Consider the following 15,244-nt stretch of genomic DNA (forward strand, 5'->3'; position numbering starts at 1 on the left):
TTCAACTCCTTTTCGACGTAGGGCCGGCCGGCCCTGCGTTCACCCCCAAACCATGCATCTTCCCATTGAGCGGCCGGTCAGTGATAACCCGGCAGGTGCGGGCAACGGGGAAGTGCGGCGCTGCGCTGATGCGTTCGGCTGCGCTGCTACCTGCGGGCCGGAAGTTTCCGCCGCAGCCGCACCATGCCGTACAGCGCCAGCAGGGTGGCGAGCAGGCCCAGCGCCCAGCCAAGCGCCGGCTGGGCAGTGACTTCCATCCAGACGGTAACTACCAGCAGGACAAGTGCCCAGAAGGCAAGGAAGCCGATGACGATGTCAAAGTCCTCACCCGAACGGATCAGACGGCTGCGGCCTCCCGCCCCCGGGGTCCGGGGGCGGGAACCGTGGTCCGTCACTTGACTGCACCTGCCGTGAGGCCGGCAACAATCTTGCGCTGGAAGACCAGCACCAGGATCACCAGCGGAATGGTGACGATGGTGCCCGCGGCCATGATGGCCGTGTACGGGATCTGGTTGGGCTGGGCGCCGGCGAAGTTGGCAATGGCCACCGTGACCGGCTGCGTTGCGTCGCTGGACAGCTGGCTGGCAATCAGGAACTCATTCCAGGAGGAAATGAACGCCAGGATTGCGGTGGTGAAGATTGCCGGCGCGGCCAGCGGCATGATGACCTTGCGGAAGGCCTGTCCCTGGGTGCAGCCGTCAACGCGGGCAGATTCCTCCAGTTCCCACGGCATTTCCCGGAAGAACGAGGTCATGGTGTAGACCGTCAGCGGGAGCACAAAGGAGATGTTCGGGATAATCAGCGCCTGGTAGGTGCCCATCCAGCCGATGTTGGTGAACAGCTGGAAGAGCGGGGTGATCAGCGCAACGCCCGGGAACATCGACGCTCCCAGGATGAAGCCGAGCACCAGGAATTTTCCCCGGAAGTTCAGGCGTGCCAGCGCGTAGGCCGCGAAGACGCCGATGAGCAGGGACACGACGGTCACTACGCCGCCGATGAACACGCTGTTCAGCAGTGCCTGTCCGAACCGGTTGCCGAATGACGTGTCAAAGGCGGTCTTGAAGTTGTCCAGGGTTACGTGGGTGGGCAGGATCGACGTGTCATACGTGAAGCCCACTTCCCTGAACGCGGTAACCACCATCCAGTACGCCGGCGCCAGGCACCAGAGCAGGATGATCGCGGCACTGATGTAGGTGCGGCCCTGAGCCCATTTCTCGCGGTTCTGGGCAGCCTTGCGGCCCTTGTCCTGCCGGGCACGAAGCGCGGAGGCGTCAGCTGTTGCCGTGGTCATTTCTTCCCCTTTCCGGTGGCGCCGCTTTGTTCAACCACGTTTGCGCCGAGGAAGCGGACGAAGATGAAGGCGACGAGGAAGATGATGATGAAGGTGATGGTGGACAGCGCGGCCGCCGAGTTGAAGCCTTGCCTGATCTGGTTGATCACCAGGATGGACAAGGTGGTGGTGTTGTTGGCACCGCCGGTGAGGATGTACGGCAGGTCGAACATGCGCAGCGCATCCAGGGTACGGAACAGGATTGCCACCATCAGTGCCGGCTTGACCAGCGGAAGGGTGATCAGGCGGAACCGCTGCCATGCCGAGGTTCCGTCCACCTTTGCTGCCTCATACACCTCAGCCGGAATCATCTGCAGGCCTGCCAGGATCAGCAACGCCATGAACGGCGTGGTCTTCCAAACGTCCGCGATGACCACGGCCCACTTGGCCGGCCACTCGCTGCCCGTCCACAGGATGGTGGTGTTGAACAGTTTGTTGGCGATTCCTTCGAACGCGAAGATGAAGAACCAGAGCTTCGCGGTGACGGCCGTGGGGATGGCCCACGGCACCAGGACAGCGGCACGGACCAGGCTGCGGCCGCGGAATTCACGGGCCATGATCATGGCCATCCAGAAGCCAAGGACCGTTTCGAACGCCACCGTGACGACGGTGAAGAAGAACGTGGTGGCTGTGGCGGACCAGAACTGGCCGCCCAGGGTACCGGGCGGGCACGCTACGGTTCCACCGTCCGGCGACGAACACTGCTGCGCCAGCCAGTTCACATAGTTCTGGATGCCGGCAGGGCCGCCCGCGGTGAACAGGCCGGTGGCGGGGTCCAGGCCGGCATCCTTCTGGAAGGACATGACAATGGCACTGATGATCGGGTAAACGATGACGATGCCCAAAGCGATGATGGTGGGGGCGAGCAGCCAGGATGCCCAGCGCCCCTGGCTGGCGATCCTGTTGTCTTCCCCTACACCCTTGGGCGCGTGATGGACGGGGGTCCCGCCCGACGCCGGTGCCTTGACCGGCGTCGGGCCTAGTTCGGTTGCCATGGCAGAACTACGATCCCGCACCGGCGGATTCGATGGACTTCTGCATGTCAGAAAGTGCGGTTTCCACTGTCTTTTCTCCCTTGATAGCGGAGTATGCGTTGTCTTGGATTGCCTTGGTGACGGCCGGGTAGAAAGGTGTGACCGGACGCGGCACGGCATTCTCAATAGAGGTCTTCAGGACCGGCAGGTACGGCAGTTTGCCAACCAGTTCCTGGTCCGTGTACAGCGAACCGAGCACTGGAGCCAGGGAGCCCTGGGTTGCGTAGAACTTCTCGCTTTCGGCTGAGGTCAGGAACTTTACGAAGTCCAGCGCCGTGGCCTTGTGCTTGGAGTAAACGCTGATCGCGGTGTTGTGGCCGCCCAGCGAGGAAGCGCCGGGGCCGCTCTTGCCCGGAAGGGCGGTCATGCCGAACTTGTCCTTCACAGCGGAGGAGCCTTCGGTGCTCATCAGGCTGTAGACGTAAGGCCAGTTGCGCAGGAAGAGAAGCTTGCCGCTCTGGAAGGCCTGCCGGCTGTCCTCTTCTTTGTAGGTGATGGCTTCTTTCGGGATGTTGCCGTCGGCATAGGCCTTGGCCAGGTTCTCCAGCCCGGCTTTGGCCTCCGGGGTGTTCAGGTTGGGCTTGCCGTCCTTGTTAAGGACCGAACCGCCGGCGGAGTTGATGGCCTCGGACGCGTTCACCGTGAGGCCCTCGTACTTGCTGAACTGGCCTGCGTAGCAGCCGATGTTGTTCTGCTTGGCAATGGAGCACATGCCCATCATCTCGTCCCAGGTCTTGGGCGGGTTGGGGACCAGGTCCTTCCGGTAGAACAGGATGCCACCATCTGAGGTCCGCGGGGCTGCGTACAAGGTGCCCTTGTAGGTAGCGCTCTGGACCGTGGCGGGGAGCATGGCACTCGTGTCGATTGCCATCTTGTCCTTCAGCGGCTGCAGCCAGCCCTTGGCTGCGAATTCCGCAGTCCAGACGACGTCCACGTCTGTCACATCGTAGTCGGACTGCTTTGCCTGGAAGTGCTGGACCAGGTCATCGTGCTGCTGGTCGGCCTGGTCGGTCTGTTCCTTGAAGGTGACTTGCTCATCTTTGTGAGCCGCATTCCACTTCTCGATGAGGGGACGGATCACATTGTTGTTGTCCTTGCCCTGCACGAAGGTGATCGGGCCGCGGGCATCCATATTGGCGTCAGCGTCGCTGCCTCCGCCTCCACCCGTGGTGCCGCCTCCACCTCCGCCGCAGGCGGACAACGTAAGGGCCAGAATGCCGGCAGTGGCAGCCGGAAGCAGGAATCTCGGGGTTTTCATTAGCTTGAAGCTCCTCGCTGAGTGACAAGTAAGTCGACAGTGCGCTTGCTAGGTGAGGTTGATGTGGTGACCATCACACTAGTAAGGTAGCTGTCGGGAATGCAAGCGTTTACATCAAAAAGTTATCAGAGGGGAACCAAATGCCCGACCCGTCCGTTCCTGCACCCCGTCCAGCGCATTCGGCCTGGTGGGCGGACGCCGTCGTATACCAGATCTATCCACGGTCCTTTGCGGACGGCAATGCGGACGGGATGGGCGACCTGCGCGGGGTGATGGATCGGCTCGCCTACCTTGAACGGCTCGGAGTGGACGCTGTGTGGCTGTCCCCTTTTTATAAGTCGCCGCAGGCCGACGGCGGGTACGACGTTGCAGACTACCGGCAGGTGGACCCCCTGTTCGGGTCCCTTGCGGACTTCGACTCGATGTTGCAGGAAGCTCACCGCCGCGGCCTGAAGGTCATTGTGGACCTGGTTCCCAACCACACCTCGGACGAACACGCCTGGTTCCAGGAGGCTTTGGCGGCGGCGCCGGGCAGCCGGGAACGGGACCGCTACATCTTCCGGGAGGGCAAGGACGAGGTACCCGGGTCCGGTGACGGCAAGGTGGCACCCAACAACTGGAAATCAATCTTCGGCGGCCCGGCCTGGAGCCGGATAACGGAGGCCGACGGGGCTCCCGGCCAGTGGTACCTGCACCTCTTCGACACCAAGCAGCCGGACCTGAACTGGGAGAACCCGGAAGTGCAGGAGGAGATGCGCTCCGTGCTGCGCTTCTGGCTGGACCGTGGCGCGGACGGCTTCCGGGTGGATGTTGCGCACGGCCTGGTGAAGGAACAGGGACTGCCTGACTGGGATGGGGCGGCCGCCATGGTGGAAGGAACATCCCATCGGGCCCGGGAGAGCCTCCAGCCCGGAGATGCTCCCCATGCCCACACCGACGCCGAGGAACCGCACCGGGCCGTCTCGCCCATGTATCCACCGTCGCCCTTCTTTGACCAGGACGGTGTCCACGCCATCTACCGGGACTGGAACCGGGTCCTGGCGGAGTACGGTGGCGACCGGATGATGGTGGCGGAAGCCTGGGTGGAACCCGCCGAACGCCTGGCAAGGTACGTCCGGCCGGACGAGATGCAACAGGCCTTCAATTTCGATTTCCTGCTGGCCGGCTGGGACGCCGAACGGATGGCCGAAGCCATTGATGCCTCCCTGGTGGCGGCAGCATCCGTCGGGGCGCCGCCGACCTGGGTACTCAGCAACCACGACACCGTGCGGCATACCAGCCGGTTCGGACTCAAAGACCCCACCACGTTCCCCAAGGGCATCGGGCCCGGCGACGAACAACCGGATGCGGCCCTTGGCCTGGCCCGGGCCCGCGCCGCTACCTTGGTGGCGCTGGCGCTGCCGGGATCCGCCTACCTTTACCAGGGCGAGGAATTGGGGCTTCCGGAGCACACCACCCTTCCCGACGACGCCAGGCAGGACCCTACGTTCTTCCGGACGCATGGCGCGGAGATCGGCCGTGATGGCTGCCGCGTTCCGCTGCCGTGGGTGGCTGACCGGCCCGGTTTCGGTTTCTCCGGCGACCGGTCCGGGGAGGCAGCCGCGCCGTGGCTGCCCCAGCCGGAAAGCTTTGGCCCGTTGGCCGCCGACCAGCAGAAGGGCGAGGAGGGGTCAACCCTGGAGCTCTACCGGGGCGCGCTGGCGTTCAGGTCGGCGGAACGCCTTGGCAGCGGCACCGTGGAATGGACCGATGAACACGCTCCGGACAGCGGGTTGCTGGTTTTCCGGAACGGGAATGTGGTGGTCCTGTCCAATATGGGCTTCGCCTCCGCGCCCGTTCCCGAGGGATATGCCGTGGTCATGTCCAGCGGGCCGGAGCCCGCCGTGGAATGGGCCGCAATGCGTGAGGTTCCCGTGGACTGCACTGTGTATCTACAGCTCGAAGGGCATCTACAGCTCGAAGGGCATCTACAGGGCAACCCGTCCGCGCGGGCCGATCTGTAGGGCTGCCGGGGGCAGCTTCCCGCCCACCCCACGGGCTCAGCTTCAGCGGACGCGCTCAGCCCGGCTGAAGCGCGTCCGTGCTCCCGCTCCTATATGCACCAGGACTGGTATCTCCCCGCCCACAACGGACTCCAGTGCTGTGATGAGTTCCGAGACCTCGGCAGCAAGCAGGTGGGGTGCCACACCCTGGCGCGGCAGGAGCCGGACCTTCAACGCGGGCGAACCTTTGACGTCATAGGTGGCTATCGTGGCACCCGCGAGGTCCGGCCGGCCCTCCAGCGCATGCTTGAGTGCCTGCTCTGCCACCCCTCCCCCGATCCGGATATCGCCCGGGGTGTTGCCGGGATCATATTCCTCGACCAGGAGATTTGACCGGCCCTTGCCCTGCTGCGCGATCCAGGCCACCATGAGCCCCATCAGTGCCAGCAGTACCAGCGCCGCCACGATCCACAACCAGCTTTCGGGCCGGCCCGGGAACCGTGTTGCGTCGAAGAGATGGTTGATGCCGCCCCAGGCCCAGCCGGACCAGGAGTGCCACCAGGGTGCTACCGGAGGTACGGTTGCCAGCAGTACCAGCAGGAGGCCGGCTCCCACCAGGACCAGGCCCAGCACGGTGAGCAAAACGCGGTTGAGCAATGCCGGTGTACTGTTCATGCTCCGATCACCCCTGACGGCGCCACGTTGACGCGGGGAACCGGGGCCGGCTGCAGCAGCATCTGCTCCAGTTCGTCGCGGACGGCTTCCAGGACCCGGTCCTGGTCAACGGGGACCCCGGAGGTGGGCCGGACGTTCACCAGAACCTGCCGCTGGGAAACAACCACCATCACCTGCTCCGGCGTGACGTTGGCGGCCAGCCGTGCCCGGCGAGCGAGCGAGGAGGCGATGACCTCGTCATCCACCACTACGGCCGGTGAGCCCGGGCCATGTCCGGTGGCCAGCAGGTGGCGGGCGCGCTTGCCGGGCAGAATCCCGTTGAGCAGGAAAATCAGTCCCACCATGGCGAGCACGGCTCCGGTTGCAGCCAGCAGCAGCGGCGGGACGCCGGCCGGGAGGTCCACGATGCGCTGCGCTGCCACCTGTGGTTCGATCAGCCACGCCGGCTGGCCCAGGGCATGGACCCCAGACTCGAGGACGCCATAGGCGGCCAGCACGAGGACCAGGACGGCGGCGGCGACCGATACGGCGGCCCGGGAGGAATGGGTCTCGCGGTAGAGGATCCTGCGCATGTCGGGTCCGTTGCCTCTTTGCGAACCGCTTTCCGTCCGGCGGTCTTCCACGCTGCTGCTCACTGAACCCGCCCTCCTGCGCTGATCCGTGTTCCGCTGATGCGGATGTCCACCCGGCTCAACCGGGAACCGCTCAGCTCCGAAACTGTTGCCAGGATGCTTTCCTTGGCCTTCACGGCCCGGTCCCGGATGGAGCCGCCGCTTGCCTTAACGCGTCCCGGGTCCCCCAGCACTGACTGCAAAGGCGGGATGCTGATGGGTGCGACGAGGGACAAAGCCAGCAGGCCGTCGTCGTCCGTCCAGTCTGCCCGCACATCCTCGGCGTCGACGCCAAGCGCCTCGGCGGCGGCAGCCCTGGCCAGGCTGGTCAACGCCTGGGTGCTGATCCGGTTATGGCCGCTGAGCGCCTGCCCACGCACAACGGGCGCGGGCGATGTCATGAGGACGAGCGCCGGCCGGTGATGGCATCGAAGACGCCGCGCAGGTCCAGTTTTCCTTCCGCGGCACGCCCCAGCAGGGCTCCGATGGCCATGAAGAGCAGGGAGACAAGGAAGCCCCAGAGACCGAACTGGAGGGACATGAACGCCACGAATGCGCCCAGGGCGGTGCCCGCGACGGTGAGGCTCACAGCAGCGCCTCCCGCTCGGGCCCGGCGGGGGCGGTGGTCTTAACCGGCGGCGGCACGTAGACGTCGGTAATCTCCACATTCACTTCGATCACCTGAAGCCCCACCAGTTCCTCCACCGCGCGGTAGACAGCGGCGCGGACGTCGTTCGCCAGCGCGTGCAGGGGCGTTCCGTAGCTTGCCACCAAAGTGATGTCGACGGCGACCTGCGTTTCGCCCACTTCTGCGTGGACGCCCGCGGCGTGGTCGGAACTCCCCACTGCGTCACGGATGGCCCCAAGGGCCCGGGACGGGCCCGAACCCAAAGAGTAGACGCCGGGAACTGACCGGGCTGCGATTCCCGCCACCTTCGCCACGGCGGTCTCGGAGATAATTGTCCGGCCCGGACCCGGAGCCGGGCTTGCGGCAGGGCGGCTTGGCACTACAGGCTGTGGGTTCTGGTATTCCATCAGGCACTCCCCCTTCTGTTGTTTCCACCCTATCCCCAGCCCGGGGCGTTGTGCCGGAATCCCCACGGTCCGCCGACAGGCCTTGCTTAAAGGGCCCAGGCGGGAACGCCCCCAAGGACATTCCCGCCTGAGCGGTGCCGCCTGTGTCAGCGGCGATGCGGCGTGGGCCGCGGTCTATTCAGGTTTGTACGCCGGCCTACTTGTAGAGGCCTTCGCCGCCGACCCTGACGTTAGTGGGCAGGTAGCCGAACGGGCCGAGACCGTTCCGGCCGAAGCTGCGGTCCACCTGGGTCACGCCGTTCCTGAAGTTGATCTTGACGGTGGGCGACAGCGAACCGCCGCGGACGCCGTTGACGTTATCGATGAACGACTGCACCAGGCCGCCGGGCTGCACGTAGTGCGAGTAGGCCTGGAACTGGCGCCCGTTCTGCTGGCCGGAGATGGTACCGCTCGGGTTGTTCGCCGGCAGGTTGAGGTCTGTGGGTGAACCGAGCGCCAGGCCGCTGTTGTTGACCGGCTGGTAGTCGGAACGGATGCCGTCGCCAACGAAGCCATAGACGCCGTCCGGTCCGCGCATGCCGTCCGCATAGGTGAACTGGTGGCTGATCGTGTACAGGTAGTACTTGTTCTTGCCGTTTTCATTCTGGATGAAGATCTGCGGGCGCTCAGTCTGGTCGTTGACGCAGTTTGCGGACAGGATCGGCGGCAGGAAGGACCACTTGGTGAGGTCCTTGTTGTCGGCCACAGCGAGGCCCACGTTGGCGGTCTGGTACTTGGCGCCGGTGTTCTGGACGTCGGCCAGGCTCTCGGCATGCGGATCGCCCGGCTGGTAGCCGAGGTCCTCGCCCTTGCACTGGTAATCGCCACGGGTACCCGCAGTGTTGCCTTCGAAAACCATGTAGGTCTTGCCCGGGTGGGCGGGGTCGGCGAACGTGTACGGGTCGCGGAACGCAAAGCCCGGGTTCTGGGCCTTGGTCTGGTACATCTTTCCGTCCGGCTCCAGCAGCTTGGTGTGCTGGAAACCGTCGAAGCTGACGCCGTTCTTGTCTGCGTGGATGTTGCCCAAGGCCTTGGCGATGGCGGCGTCGGGGGCGATCCCGCCGCCGCCGGCGTTACGCTCGGCCACGTCGTGGAACGTGGTTGCCGTGTAGAAGACGTTCACATGGTCGCCCTGCATGAGGCGGGTGGAGCCGGACCATTCGGTGTTGCCGATGGAGGTGTTGTCCAGGAAGAGGTGGCCGCCGTAGTTCCACTTGTCCTTGGCCGGATCGGCATTGGTCTTGCGGAAGAAGTAGCCGATGCGGGCGTTCCAGTGGCGCTGGTCGAAGCCGTAGCCGGCGTGCCGGTCGGCAACCAGGGAGAAGATGACGTCCCAGCCCTTGTAGCTGATCTGGTTGGCGTTTTCATCCGTCAGGGACCAGGTGTCCCAGACCCAGACGTCGTCATTCATGGCGGGGAAATCTTCGGGGATCTCCGGCATGGTGACATCGGGGCTCATGGAGTTCTGGCCGGGAGCCACGGTGGGGTCGCTCTGCGCCATGATCTGCTTGGCGTCTGCGCGCGTCCACTTCGAGGTGAAGTCCGACGCCGGGTCGAAAGACTGCTGCGTGTGCGTGGTGGGGAGGGCGAAACCGGGAGTGGGGGCCGGCAGCTGCCCGACCGACGGCGGGTCCGACGGCTCGTTGGCCTGGGCCGGGGGGACGGCCAGGAAGGCCGAGGCAGCCACGGCAGCCGCCAGGGCTGCGGCGGCAGAACGCCACCGCAGCGTCCGGGGTGATTGGGGGTGCTTGTGCATTGGTGCTCTTCTCGCGGAGTTGTAACTGTTCGTGGAAGACGGGCGGATGCCCATAACCCCAAAACCAACCGCGGCCCGGCAACAGCGCAGGCGCCATCGGGGACGCCGTTGTGTGTCGGGGAGGAGCGGGGCCTGGGTGGGGCCCCGGGCCAAAAGGAAAGCATGCTTTCCCTTGGCCGCTCCCACGCTAGGCAGAGGACGCAGCGTTATTCAAACCCTGTTTCAAAGCGGAAAACCGGGATACCGGCGGGTAGGTGCAAGCGCTTACGCAACTCAACGCGCGCGCGTGCCACAACGGTTTGGCGGGGGTCAAATGTTTCAGCCACCGCTCGAAGTTTTTTTGCGGGAAAGGTCGGCTGTTGGCTGTGTCACGCTCCTGATGGGATGCCCGCGACTGCGGTGCCGGCTGGCTGCCCGGCCACCACGCATCAAGGCCAGGCCGGCCGGATGCGGCCCCACCACGCACCTCTGCCACGCCGGCGGCCGGATGCGGCGGGATCACTTCCAGCCACGGATCACTTCCAGCCACGGATCACCCGCACCCACAGATCGAGTCGGGTGGTGGGAAGGCTCCCCCCGCATCCCGCATACGTACCCGCTTGTCGCCCCGCAAAGGAGCCTTCGCCGCGCAGATTCACCTCCGCCCCGCTTATGTGGGGGTCGTCGCGGAATACGCGGGTCGCGAATGACTTTCCGTGTCGCCGCGGAGCAGCCTGGTCGCGAATGGATCCTCGCGGCCGGCATGCAACGGCATCCGAGTCGTGTTCGCGCATCCAAATCTTCAAGGTTCTGATCCGCGAACAAGACCGGTAGCGGCAGGCACGAGCGTGAGGAGGCGGGAGCGGGAGGCGGGCGGTGCGGGCGGCGGTTGGGGCGTGAGGGAGCGGCAGGCGGCCGGCGTCAGGATTGGGAGAGGTGAAGGAGCGCGGGGCGGACCGCAACCCGGAGCAGGCAGGGGCCGGTCCGAATGGAGGCTTAAATGAGAAAAGCACCAGTTCCGAAGAACTGATGCTTCCCAGTGGTGGCTCCGACCGGCGTCGATCCGGTGACCTTTCGATTTTCAGTCGAACGCTCTACCAACTGAGCTACAGAGCCTAGGTGACTAGTCACCATGAGAGCCGGAATTACTTCCAACAATCAGAGCGACCCTGACGGGACTTGAACCCGCGACCTCCGCCGTGACAGGGCGGCGCGCTAACCAACTGCGCTACAGGGCCTTGCGTTTCTTGCTTCACGGTATCTCTACCGCTTTTTTCAAGGCTTCCAGCCTACCAGACTTTTTTAGCCTGTTTGACCAGTTCCTTGCGTACCCCCAACGGGATTCGAACCCGTGCCGCCGCCGTGAAAGGGCGGTGTCCTAGGCCGCTAGACGATGGGGGCCAGAACCCGTTCGGAACAAAATAAAAGGCGAGAAGCGAGGCTTTCCGTCTTTGTCCTTTGCGTTTCTCCGAACTGGACTCTAAAACTATAGGGCCTCTGCCGGAATTATCCAAAATCGGCGGAAATCCGCGCCAATTCCCGCCCCGGCGCGTAAAGATGGACGGATGGATGCCGTCGCAGCACTCAACGAGATTGCTTTCTGGCTGGAGCGCGGACGCGCCGCCACGTTCAAGGTCCAGGCCTTCCGCAAGGCGGCGGCCGCCATCAGTGCGCTGCCGCCCGGGGAAGTGGCCGACCGCGCCCGGACCGGACGGCTTAAGTCCATGAAGGGCATCGGTGACCGGACCTTCGCCGTGATCCGGCAGGCAGTGGACGGCGAAGTGCCGGACTACCTCGCCGACCTCCGCGAGAAGGGCGCGCAGCCGCTCGCCCCCGGCGGGGCTGACATCCAGGAGGCGCTCCGCGGCGACCTGCACAGCCACAGCGAGTGGTCCGACGGCGGCTCCCCCATTGAACTGATGGTTGCCGCTGCGGAGGTGCTGGGGAGGGAGTACCTGGCCCTGACTGACCACTCCCCCAACCTCACCATTGCCAACGGGCTCTCGCCGGACCGGCTGCGGGACCAGCTGGATGTGGTGGCGGGCATCAACAGCGGCGGCGGGACAACCCGGCTCCTGACCGGGATCGAGGTGGACATCCTGGAGTCCGGCGACCTGGACCAGGAGCCGGAGCTGCTGGAGCGCCTGGATATCGTCGTGGCCAGCGTCCACTCGAAGCTCCGCGCTGACCGAAAGATTATGACCAAGCGCATGCTCGGCGGCATCCAGGACCCGCAGACCAATGTGCTGGGCCACTGTACGGGCCGGTTGGTGGAGGGCACCCGCGGAACCCGGCCGCCTTCCGAGTTCGACGCCAGGGAAGTCTTTGCAGCCTGCGCCGAGAACAATGTGGCAGTGGAGATCAACTCCCGTCCCGAGCGGCAGGATCCGCCCGATGCCTTGATCCAGCTCGCGCTGGATGCCGGGTGCCTGTTTTCGATCGACAGCGACGCCCATGCGCCCGGGCAGCTGGATTTCCTGCAGTACGGCGCCGAGCGGGCAGCCCGCAACCACGTACCCGCCGAGCGGATCATCACCACCTGGCCCGTGGACAAGCTGCTGGCCTGGGCCAGCCAAACCTAGGCGGGACCGCCGTGGCCGATTCCCGCCAGCCCCGCGCCCTGGCCGGCCGTAGATTGGTCTTATGCCTTCAGCCCGCCCTGCCCAGAACTGAATGAAACCTCCGGCCGTGGCACCCGCCCCCGTCAAGGCCCTCGGCGTGGCAGCCATGGTAGTGACCGTAGTGCTGTGGGCCTCTGCCTTCGTCGGCATCAGGGCCATTGGCCCGCACTTCTCCCCCGGCCCGCTGACCTTGGGCAGGCTGTCGGTTGCCGCCGTCGTCCTGGCGTTCCTGGTGGTGCCGCAAATGCTCAGGAGCCGGCTGCTGCCCAAGGGCCGGGAATGGCTGCCGATCATCGCGTACGGGGTGATGTGGTTTGGCGGCTACAACGTCGCCCTGAATGCCGCCGAACACATTCTTGATGCCGGAACCAGCGCCCTCCTGATCAACGTCAACCCCATCCTGGTGGCCATCATGGCCGGATTCTTCCTCAAAGAGGGGTTCCCGCGCTGGCTGCTCATCGGCAGCACGGTGGCCTTCGCGGGTGTTGCACTGATCGCCCTGGGTTCCGGACAGCCGCGCAGCCCTGGGGAAAGTCCGACGGCGGACCTGGCAGGCGTGGCGCTTTGCCTCCTGGCGGCGGTGCTCGCCGCCGTCAGCGTCATCATCCAGAAGCCGGTGGTGCGGCAGTTTCCGGCGGCGCAGGCAACCTGGTTCGGCATCGTGGTGGGGGCGCTGTGCTGCCTGCCGTTTGCCGGACAGTTGGCGTCCGAGGTGCAGTTGGCTCCGCCCGGGGCGACCTGGGGCCTGGCATACCTGGGGGTCTTTCCCACAGCGATCGCCTTTACCACCTGGGCCTACGCGCTTTCCCTGGTGGACGCCGGCAAGCTGGCCGCCACCACCTACCTGGTGCCCGGAACCACTGTCCTCATCTCCTGGCTGCTGCTCGGTGAAATCCCCACAGCCTGGGGACTCGTGGGTGGCCTGGTCTGCCTGGTGGGAGTAGGACTGACCCGGCGGAGGATCCGGGGCTGACGCTGCCGTGTGGGGCTAAAGTCGGAGTATGCCAGCCAGCCTGCCGCCGGGCCTGCCGATCATCCCCTCCGGGCCGGACGGGCCTGCCGCTAAGAAACCTTTGCCCTCCCAGGGAACATCCCGCTTCACCATGTCCCCGGACGACTTTGAGGCGGCCGTCCAGGATGCCCTGGACAGCATCCCGGACAGCCTGGCCCAGGCCATGGACAACGTGGCGGTCTTTATCGACGACGACTACACGCCGGGCCCCGGGGAAGACCCGGACACCGTGCTTTTGGGGTTGTATGAGGGGGTTCCCCTGACCGAACGCGATGCGTGGTGGGACGCCGGCTCCCTTCCGGACCGGATCACCATCTTCCGCGAACCCATCCTGGAAATCTGCGCCTCGCGGGACGACGTCATCCACGAGGTGTCTGTCACGGTAGTGCACGAAATCGCGCATCATTTCGGCATCCCGGATGACCGGCTGCACGAGCTGGGCTGGGGCTAGCCTGTAGCCATGGGACACGACCACAGCCACGGAATCACCGGTACCAGGCGGCACCGGAAACGCCTCGTGGCCGTCCTGGGCATCACGCTTGGTGTGGTTGTCATCCAGACGGCGGGCGCAATACTTTCCGGATCGCTGTCGCTGCTGGCAGATGCCGGCCACATGCTGTCCGATGCCGCCGGCGTCACCATCGCCCTGATGGCGGCCTGGATCGCGGGACGCCCGGCGAACGACCAGCGGACCTACGGCTTCCAGCGCGCCGAGGTGCTGGCGGCGCTGGCCAATGCCCTGATCCTGATCGTGATCTCCGCGGTGATCTTTACCGAGGCGGTCCGCCGGTTCAGCGCCCCGCCGCTGGTGCAAACGGACATCATGCTGTTTGCCGCCATCCTGGGTGCCGCGGCCAACCTCGCCTCGCTCCTGGTCCTGCGAACGGCGCAGGAGGAAAGCCTCAACATCCGGGGCGCCTACCTGGAAGTCCTTGGCGACCTCCTGGGCTCCCTTGCCGTGATCGCCGCAGCGGCAGTCATCAAGCTCACGGGTTTCCAGGCGGCGGACACGATCGCCTCGGTCCTGATCGCCCTGATGATCCTGCCCCGGGCCTGGAGCCTGCTGCGCGACGTGGTGGACGTCCTGCTGGAAGCCACCCCCAAAGGGGTGGAGGTGCAGATGATCCGCGAACACATCCTGTCAGTGGCGGGCGTGACCGACGTACACGACATCCATATCTGGACCATCACCTCGGGTGTGCCTGTCTTTTCCGCCCACGTTGTGGTGGATGACGGCGTCCTCAACGCCCGAGGCGCGGACCAGTTGCTGGACAAGCTCATCAGCTGCCTGGGCTCCCACTTTGACACCGACCACTGCACCTTCCAGCTGGAACCGGCAAGCCACTCCGAGCATGAAGCCAACCAGCATGCCTGAATCCGACACGCGCCGGTCAGTTCCCACGAAAATGACACAGTTGTGGTTTATGTTATTGATGTGACTCCTGTTGCTTATGTGCATAACGTCACGTAACCTCGGACTGCTGGCGAGCAGCTGAGGGGCACCGTCGTGCCGCATCCAGAACCTCACTCCCAGCCCGAATGTTGCGAGGTCTCTGCAGATGGCTTTATCCGGATCCGGCCGCAGGACGGCCGTGCTGTGCGCCGCCGTCGTCATTTTTGCTTCCGTTGCCACGCCTGCTGCCGCTGTCCCGGTGGCATCCTCGCCGCTGGCCGTTCCGGCGTCGCCTGAGATCCCATCGCCTGAAGACATCGCGGCAGCGAAGGCCAGCGAGTCCGCAACAGCGGACCAGGTGGCCTCCATCGAGCGCATCCTGGCTGATGCCTCCGCAGCCCAGCAGGCGGCATTCGCGGTGGCCATGCAGGCCAACAACTCCTACAGTGAAGCCCTGGTGGAGCTTCAGCAGCGCACCGACGCGGCTTCTGTCGCGGCCGCGAAGGCTTCGGCGGCCCG

Annotated in this window: 15 protein-coding genes, 3 tRNA genes and 1 pseudogene; 6 read left to right on the plus strand and 13 right to left on the minus strand. The window is 65.3% G+C overall.

What is annotated here, in order from left to right:
• Positions 1–146: 146 nt before the first annotated feature.
• The 4 genes from PUN71_RS13320 to PUN71_RS13335 are packed head-to-tail and all read right to left on the minus strand — an operon-like array spanning position 147 to position 3,622.
• Entirely contained in the window at positions 147–395 is a 249-nt protein-coding gene (locus PUN71_RS13320) for a hypothetical protein (RefSeq protein ID WP_277798801.1), read from the minus strand.
• Positions 392–1,291, minus strand: coding sequence for a carbohydrate ABC transporter permease (locus tag PUN71_RS13325; RefSeq protein ID WP_043451246.1), 900 nt, complete (start codon positions 1,289–1,291; stop codon positions 392–394). The genes PUN71_RS13320 and PUN71_RS13325 overlap by 4 nt, the downstream gene beginning before the upstream one ends.
• Complete coding sequence (locus PUN71_RS13330; RefSeq protein WP_043451247.1) at positions 1,288–2,325, minus strand: carbohydrate ABC transporter permease; 1,038 nt, start codon at positions 2,323–2,325, stop codon at positions 1,288–1,290. The genes PUN71_RS13325 and PUN71_RS13330 overlap by 4 nt, the downstream gene beginning before the upstream one ends.
• Positions 2,326–2,332: 7 nt before the next feature.
• Entirely contained in the window at positions 2,333–3,622 is a 1,290-nt protein-coding gene (locus PUN71_RS13335) for an ABC transporter substrate-binding protein (protein WP_043451249.1), read from the minus strand.
• A 140-nt stretch (positions 3,623–3,762) separates the two neighbouring features.
• Here PUN71_RS13335 and PUN71_RS13340 point away from each other — a divergent pair, with 140 nt between their 5' ends.
• Positions 3,763–5,625, plus strand: a complete 1,863-nt coding sequence (locus PUN71_RS13340; RefSeq protein ID WP_277798802.1) for a glycoside hydrolase family 13 protein — start codon at positions 3,763–3,765, stop codon at positions 5,623–5,625.
• Positions 5,626–5,667: 42 nt separating this feature from the next.
• Here the strand turns inward: PUN71_RS13340 and PUN71_RS13345 are convergent, their stop codons facing one another.
• The 9 genes from PUN71_RS13345 to PUN71_RS13385 all read right to left on the minus strand — a co-directional run bounded on the left by PUN71_RS13345 (position 5,668) and on the right by PUN71_RS13385 (position 11,100).
• Positions 5,668–6,279: a hypothetical protein gene (locus tag PUN71_RS13345; protein WP_277798803.1), complete on the minus strand. Its 612-nt coding sequence runs from the start codon at positions 6,277–6,279 to the stop codon at positions 5,668–5,670.
• Complete coding sequence (locus PUN71_RS13350; protein ID WP_277798804.1) at positions 6,276–6,914, minus strand: Asp23/Gls24 family envelope stress response protein; 639 nt, start codon at positions 6,912–6,914, stop codon at positions 6,276–6,278. Before PUN71_RS13350 ends, PUN71_RS13345 begins: the two co-directional genes overlap by 4 nt.
• Positions 6,911–7,291 carry a hypothetical protein gene (locus PUN71_RS13355; protein ID WP_277798805.1) on the minus strand — a complete coding sequence of 127 codons (381 nt, stop codon included), beginning with the start codon at positions 7,289–7,291 and terminating at the stop codon, positions 6,911–6,913. Before PUN71_RS13355 ends, PUN71_RS13350 begins: the two co-directional genes overlap by 4 nt.
• The gene (locus PUN71_RS13360) at positions 7,288–7,479 is read right to left on the minus strand and encodes a hypothetical protein (protein WP_043451259.1); all 192 of its coding nucleotides are present in this window, start codon (positions 7,477–7,479) and stop codon (positions 7,288–7,290) included. Before PUN71_RS13360 ends, PUN71_RS13355 begins: the two co-directional genes overlap by 4 nt.
• Complete coding sequence (locus PUN71_RS13365) at positions 7,476–7,925, minus strand: Asp23/Gls24 family envelope stress response protein (protein ID WP_277798806.1); 450 nt, start codon at positions 7,923–7,925, stop codon at positions 7,476–7,478. The genes PUN71_RS13360 and PUN71_RS13365 overlap by 4 nt, the downstream gene beginning before the upstream one ends.
• Positions 7,926–8,121: 196 nt before the next feature.
• Complete coding sequence (locus tag PUN71_RS13370) at positions 8,122–9,720, minus strand: glycoside hydrolase family 68 protein (RefSeq protein WP_043451262.1); 1,599 nt, start codon at positions 9,718–9,720, stop codon at positions 8,122–8,124.
• A 1,019-nt stretch (positions 9,721–10,739) separates the two neighbouring features.
• A tRNA-Phe gene (locus tag PUN71_RS13375) sits at positions 10,740–10,815 on the minus strand.
• Positions 10,816–10,863: 48 nt separating this feature from the next.
• Positions 10,864–10,937 (minus strand) — tRNA-Asp (locus PUN71_RS13380).
• Between the two features lie 90 nt (positions 10,938–11,027).
• Positions 11,028–11,100, minus strand: a tRNA-Glu gene (locus PUN71_RS13385).
• A 164-nt stretch (positions 11,101–11,264) separates the two neighbouring features.
• Between PUN71_RS13385 and PUN71_RS13390 the strand changes: the two genes are divergently transcribed.
• The 5 genes and pseudogenes from PUN71_RS13390 to PUN71_RS13410 all read left to right on the plus strand — a co-directional run.
• Positions 11,265–12,281 carry a PHP domain-containing protein gene (locus PUN71_RS13390; RefSeq protein ID WP_277798807.1) on the plus strand — a complete coding sequence of 339 codons (1,017 nt, stop codon included), beginning with the start codon at positions 11,265–11,267 and terminating at the stop codon, positions 12,279–12,281.
• 91 nt (positions 12,282–12,372) lie between these two features.
• Positions 12,373–13,293 (plus strand): DMT family transporter, encoded by a 921-nt coding sequence (locus PUN71_RS13395; RefSeq protein WP_502860669.1) that lies wholly within the window; start codon positions 12,373–12,375, stop codon positions 13,291–13,293.
• 28 nt (positions 13,294–13,321) lie between these two features.
• Complete coding sequence (locus PUN71_RS13400) at positions 13,322–13,783, plus strand: metallopeptidase family protein (RefSeq protein ID WP_277798808.1); 462 nt, start codon at positions 13,322–13,324, stop codon at positions 13,781–13,783.
• A 9-nt stretch (positions 13,784–13,792) separates the two neighbouring features.
• Complete coding sequence (locus tag PUN71_RS13405; protein ID WP_277798809.1) at positions 13,793–14,707, plus strand: cation diffusion facilitator family transporter; 915 nt, start codon at positions 13,793–13,795, stop codon at positions 14,705–14,707.
• A 184-nt stretch (positions 14,708–14,891) separates the two neighbouring features.
• Positions 14,892–15,244 (plus strand): annotated as a pseudogene (locus tag PUN71_RS13410) (C40 family peptidase); the annotation flags it as partial.

Source organism: Arthrobacter sp. NQ7 (genome assembly GCF_029581595.2).
Taxonomy (GTDB): domain Bacteria; phylum Actinomycetota; class Actinomycetes; order Actinomycetales; family Micrococcaceae; genus Arthrobacter; species Arthrobacter phenanthrenivorans_B.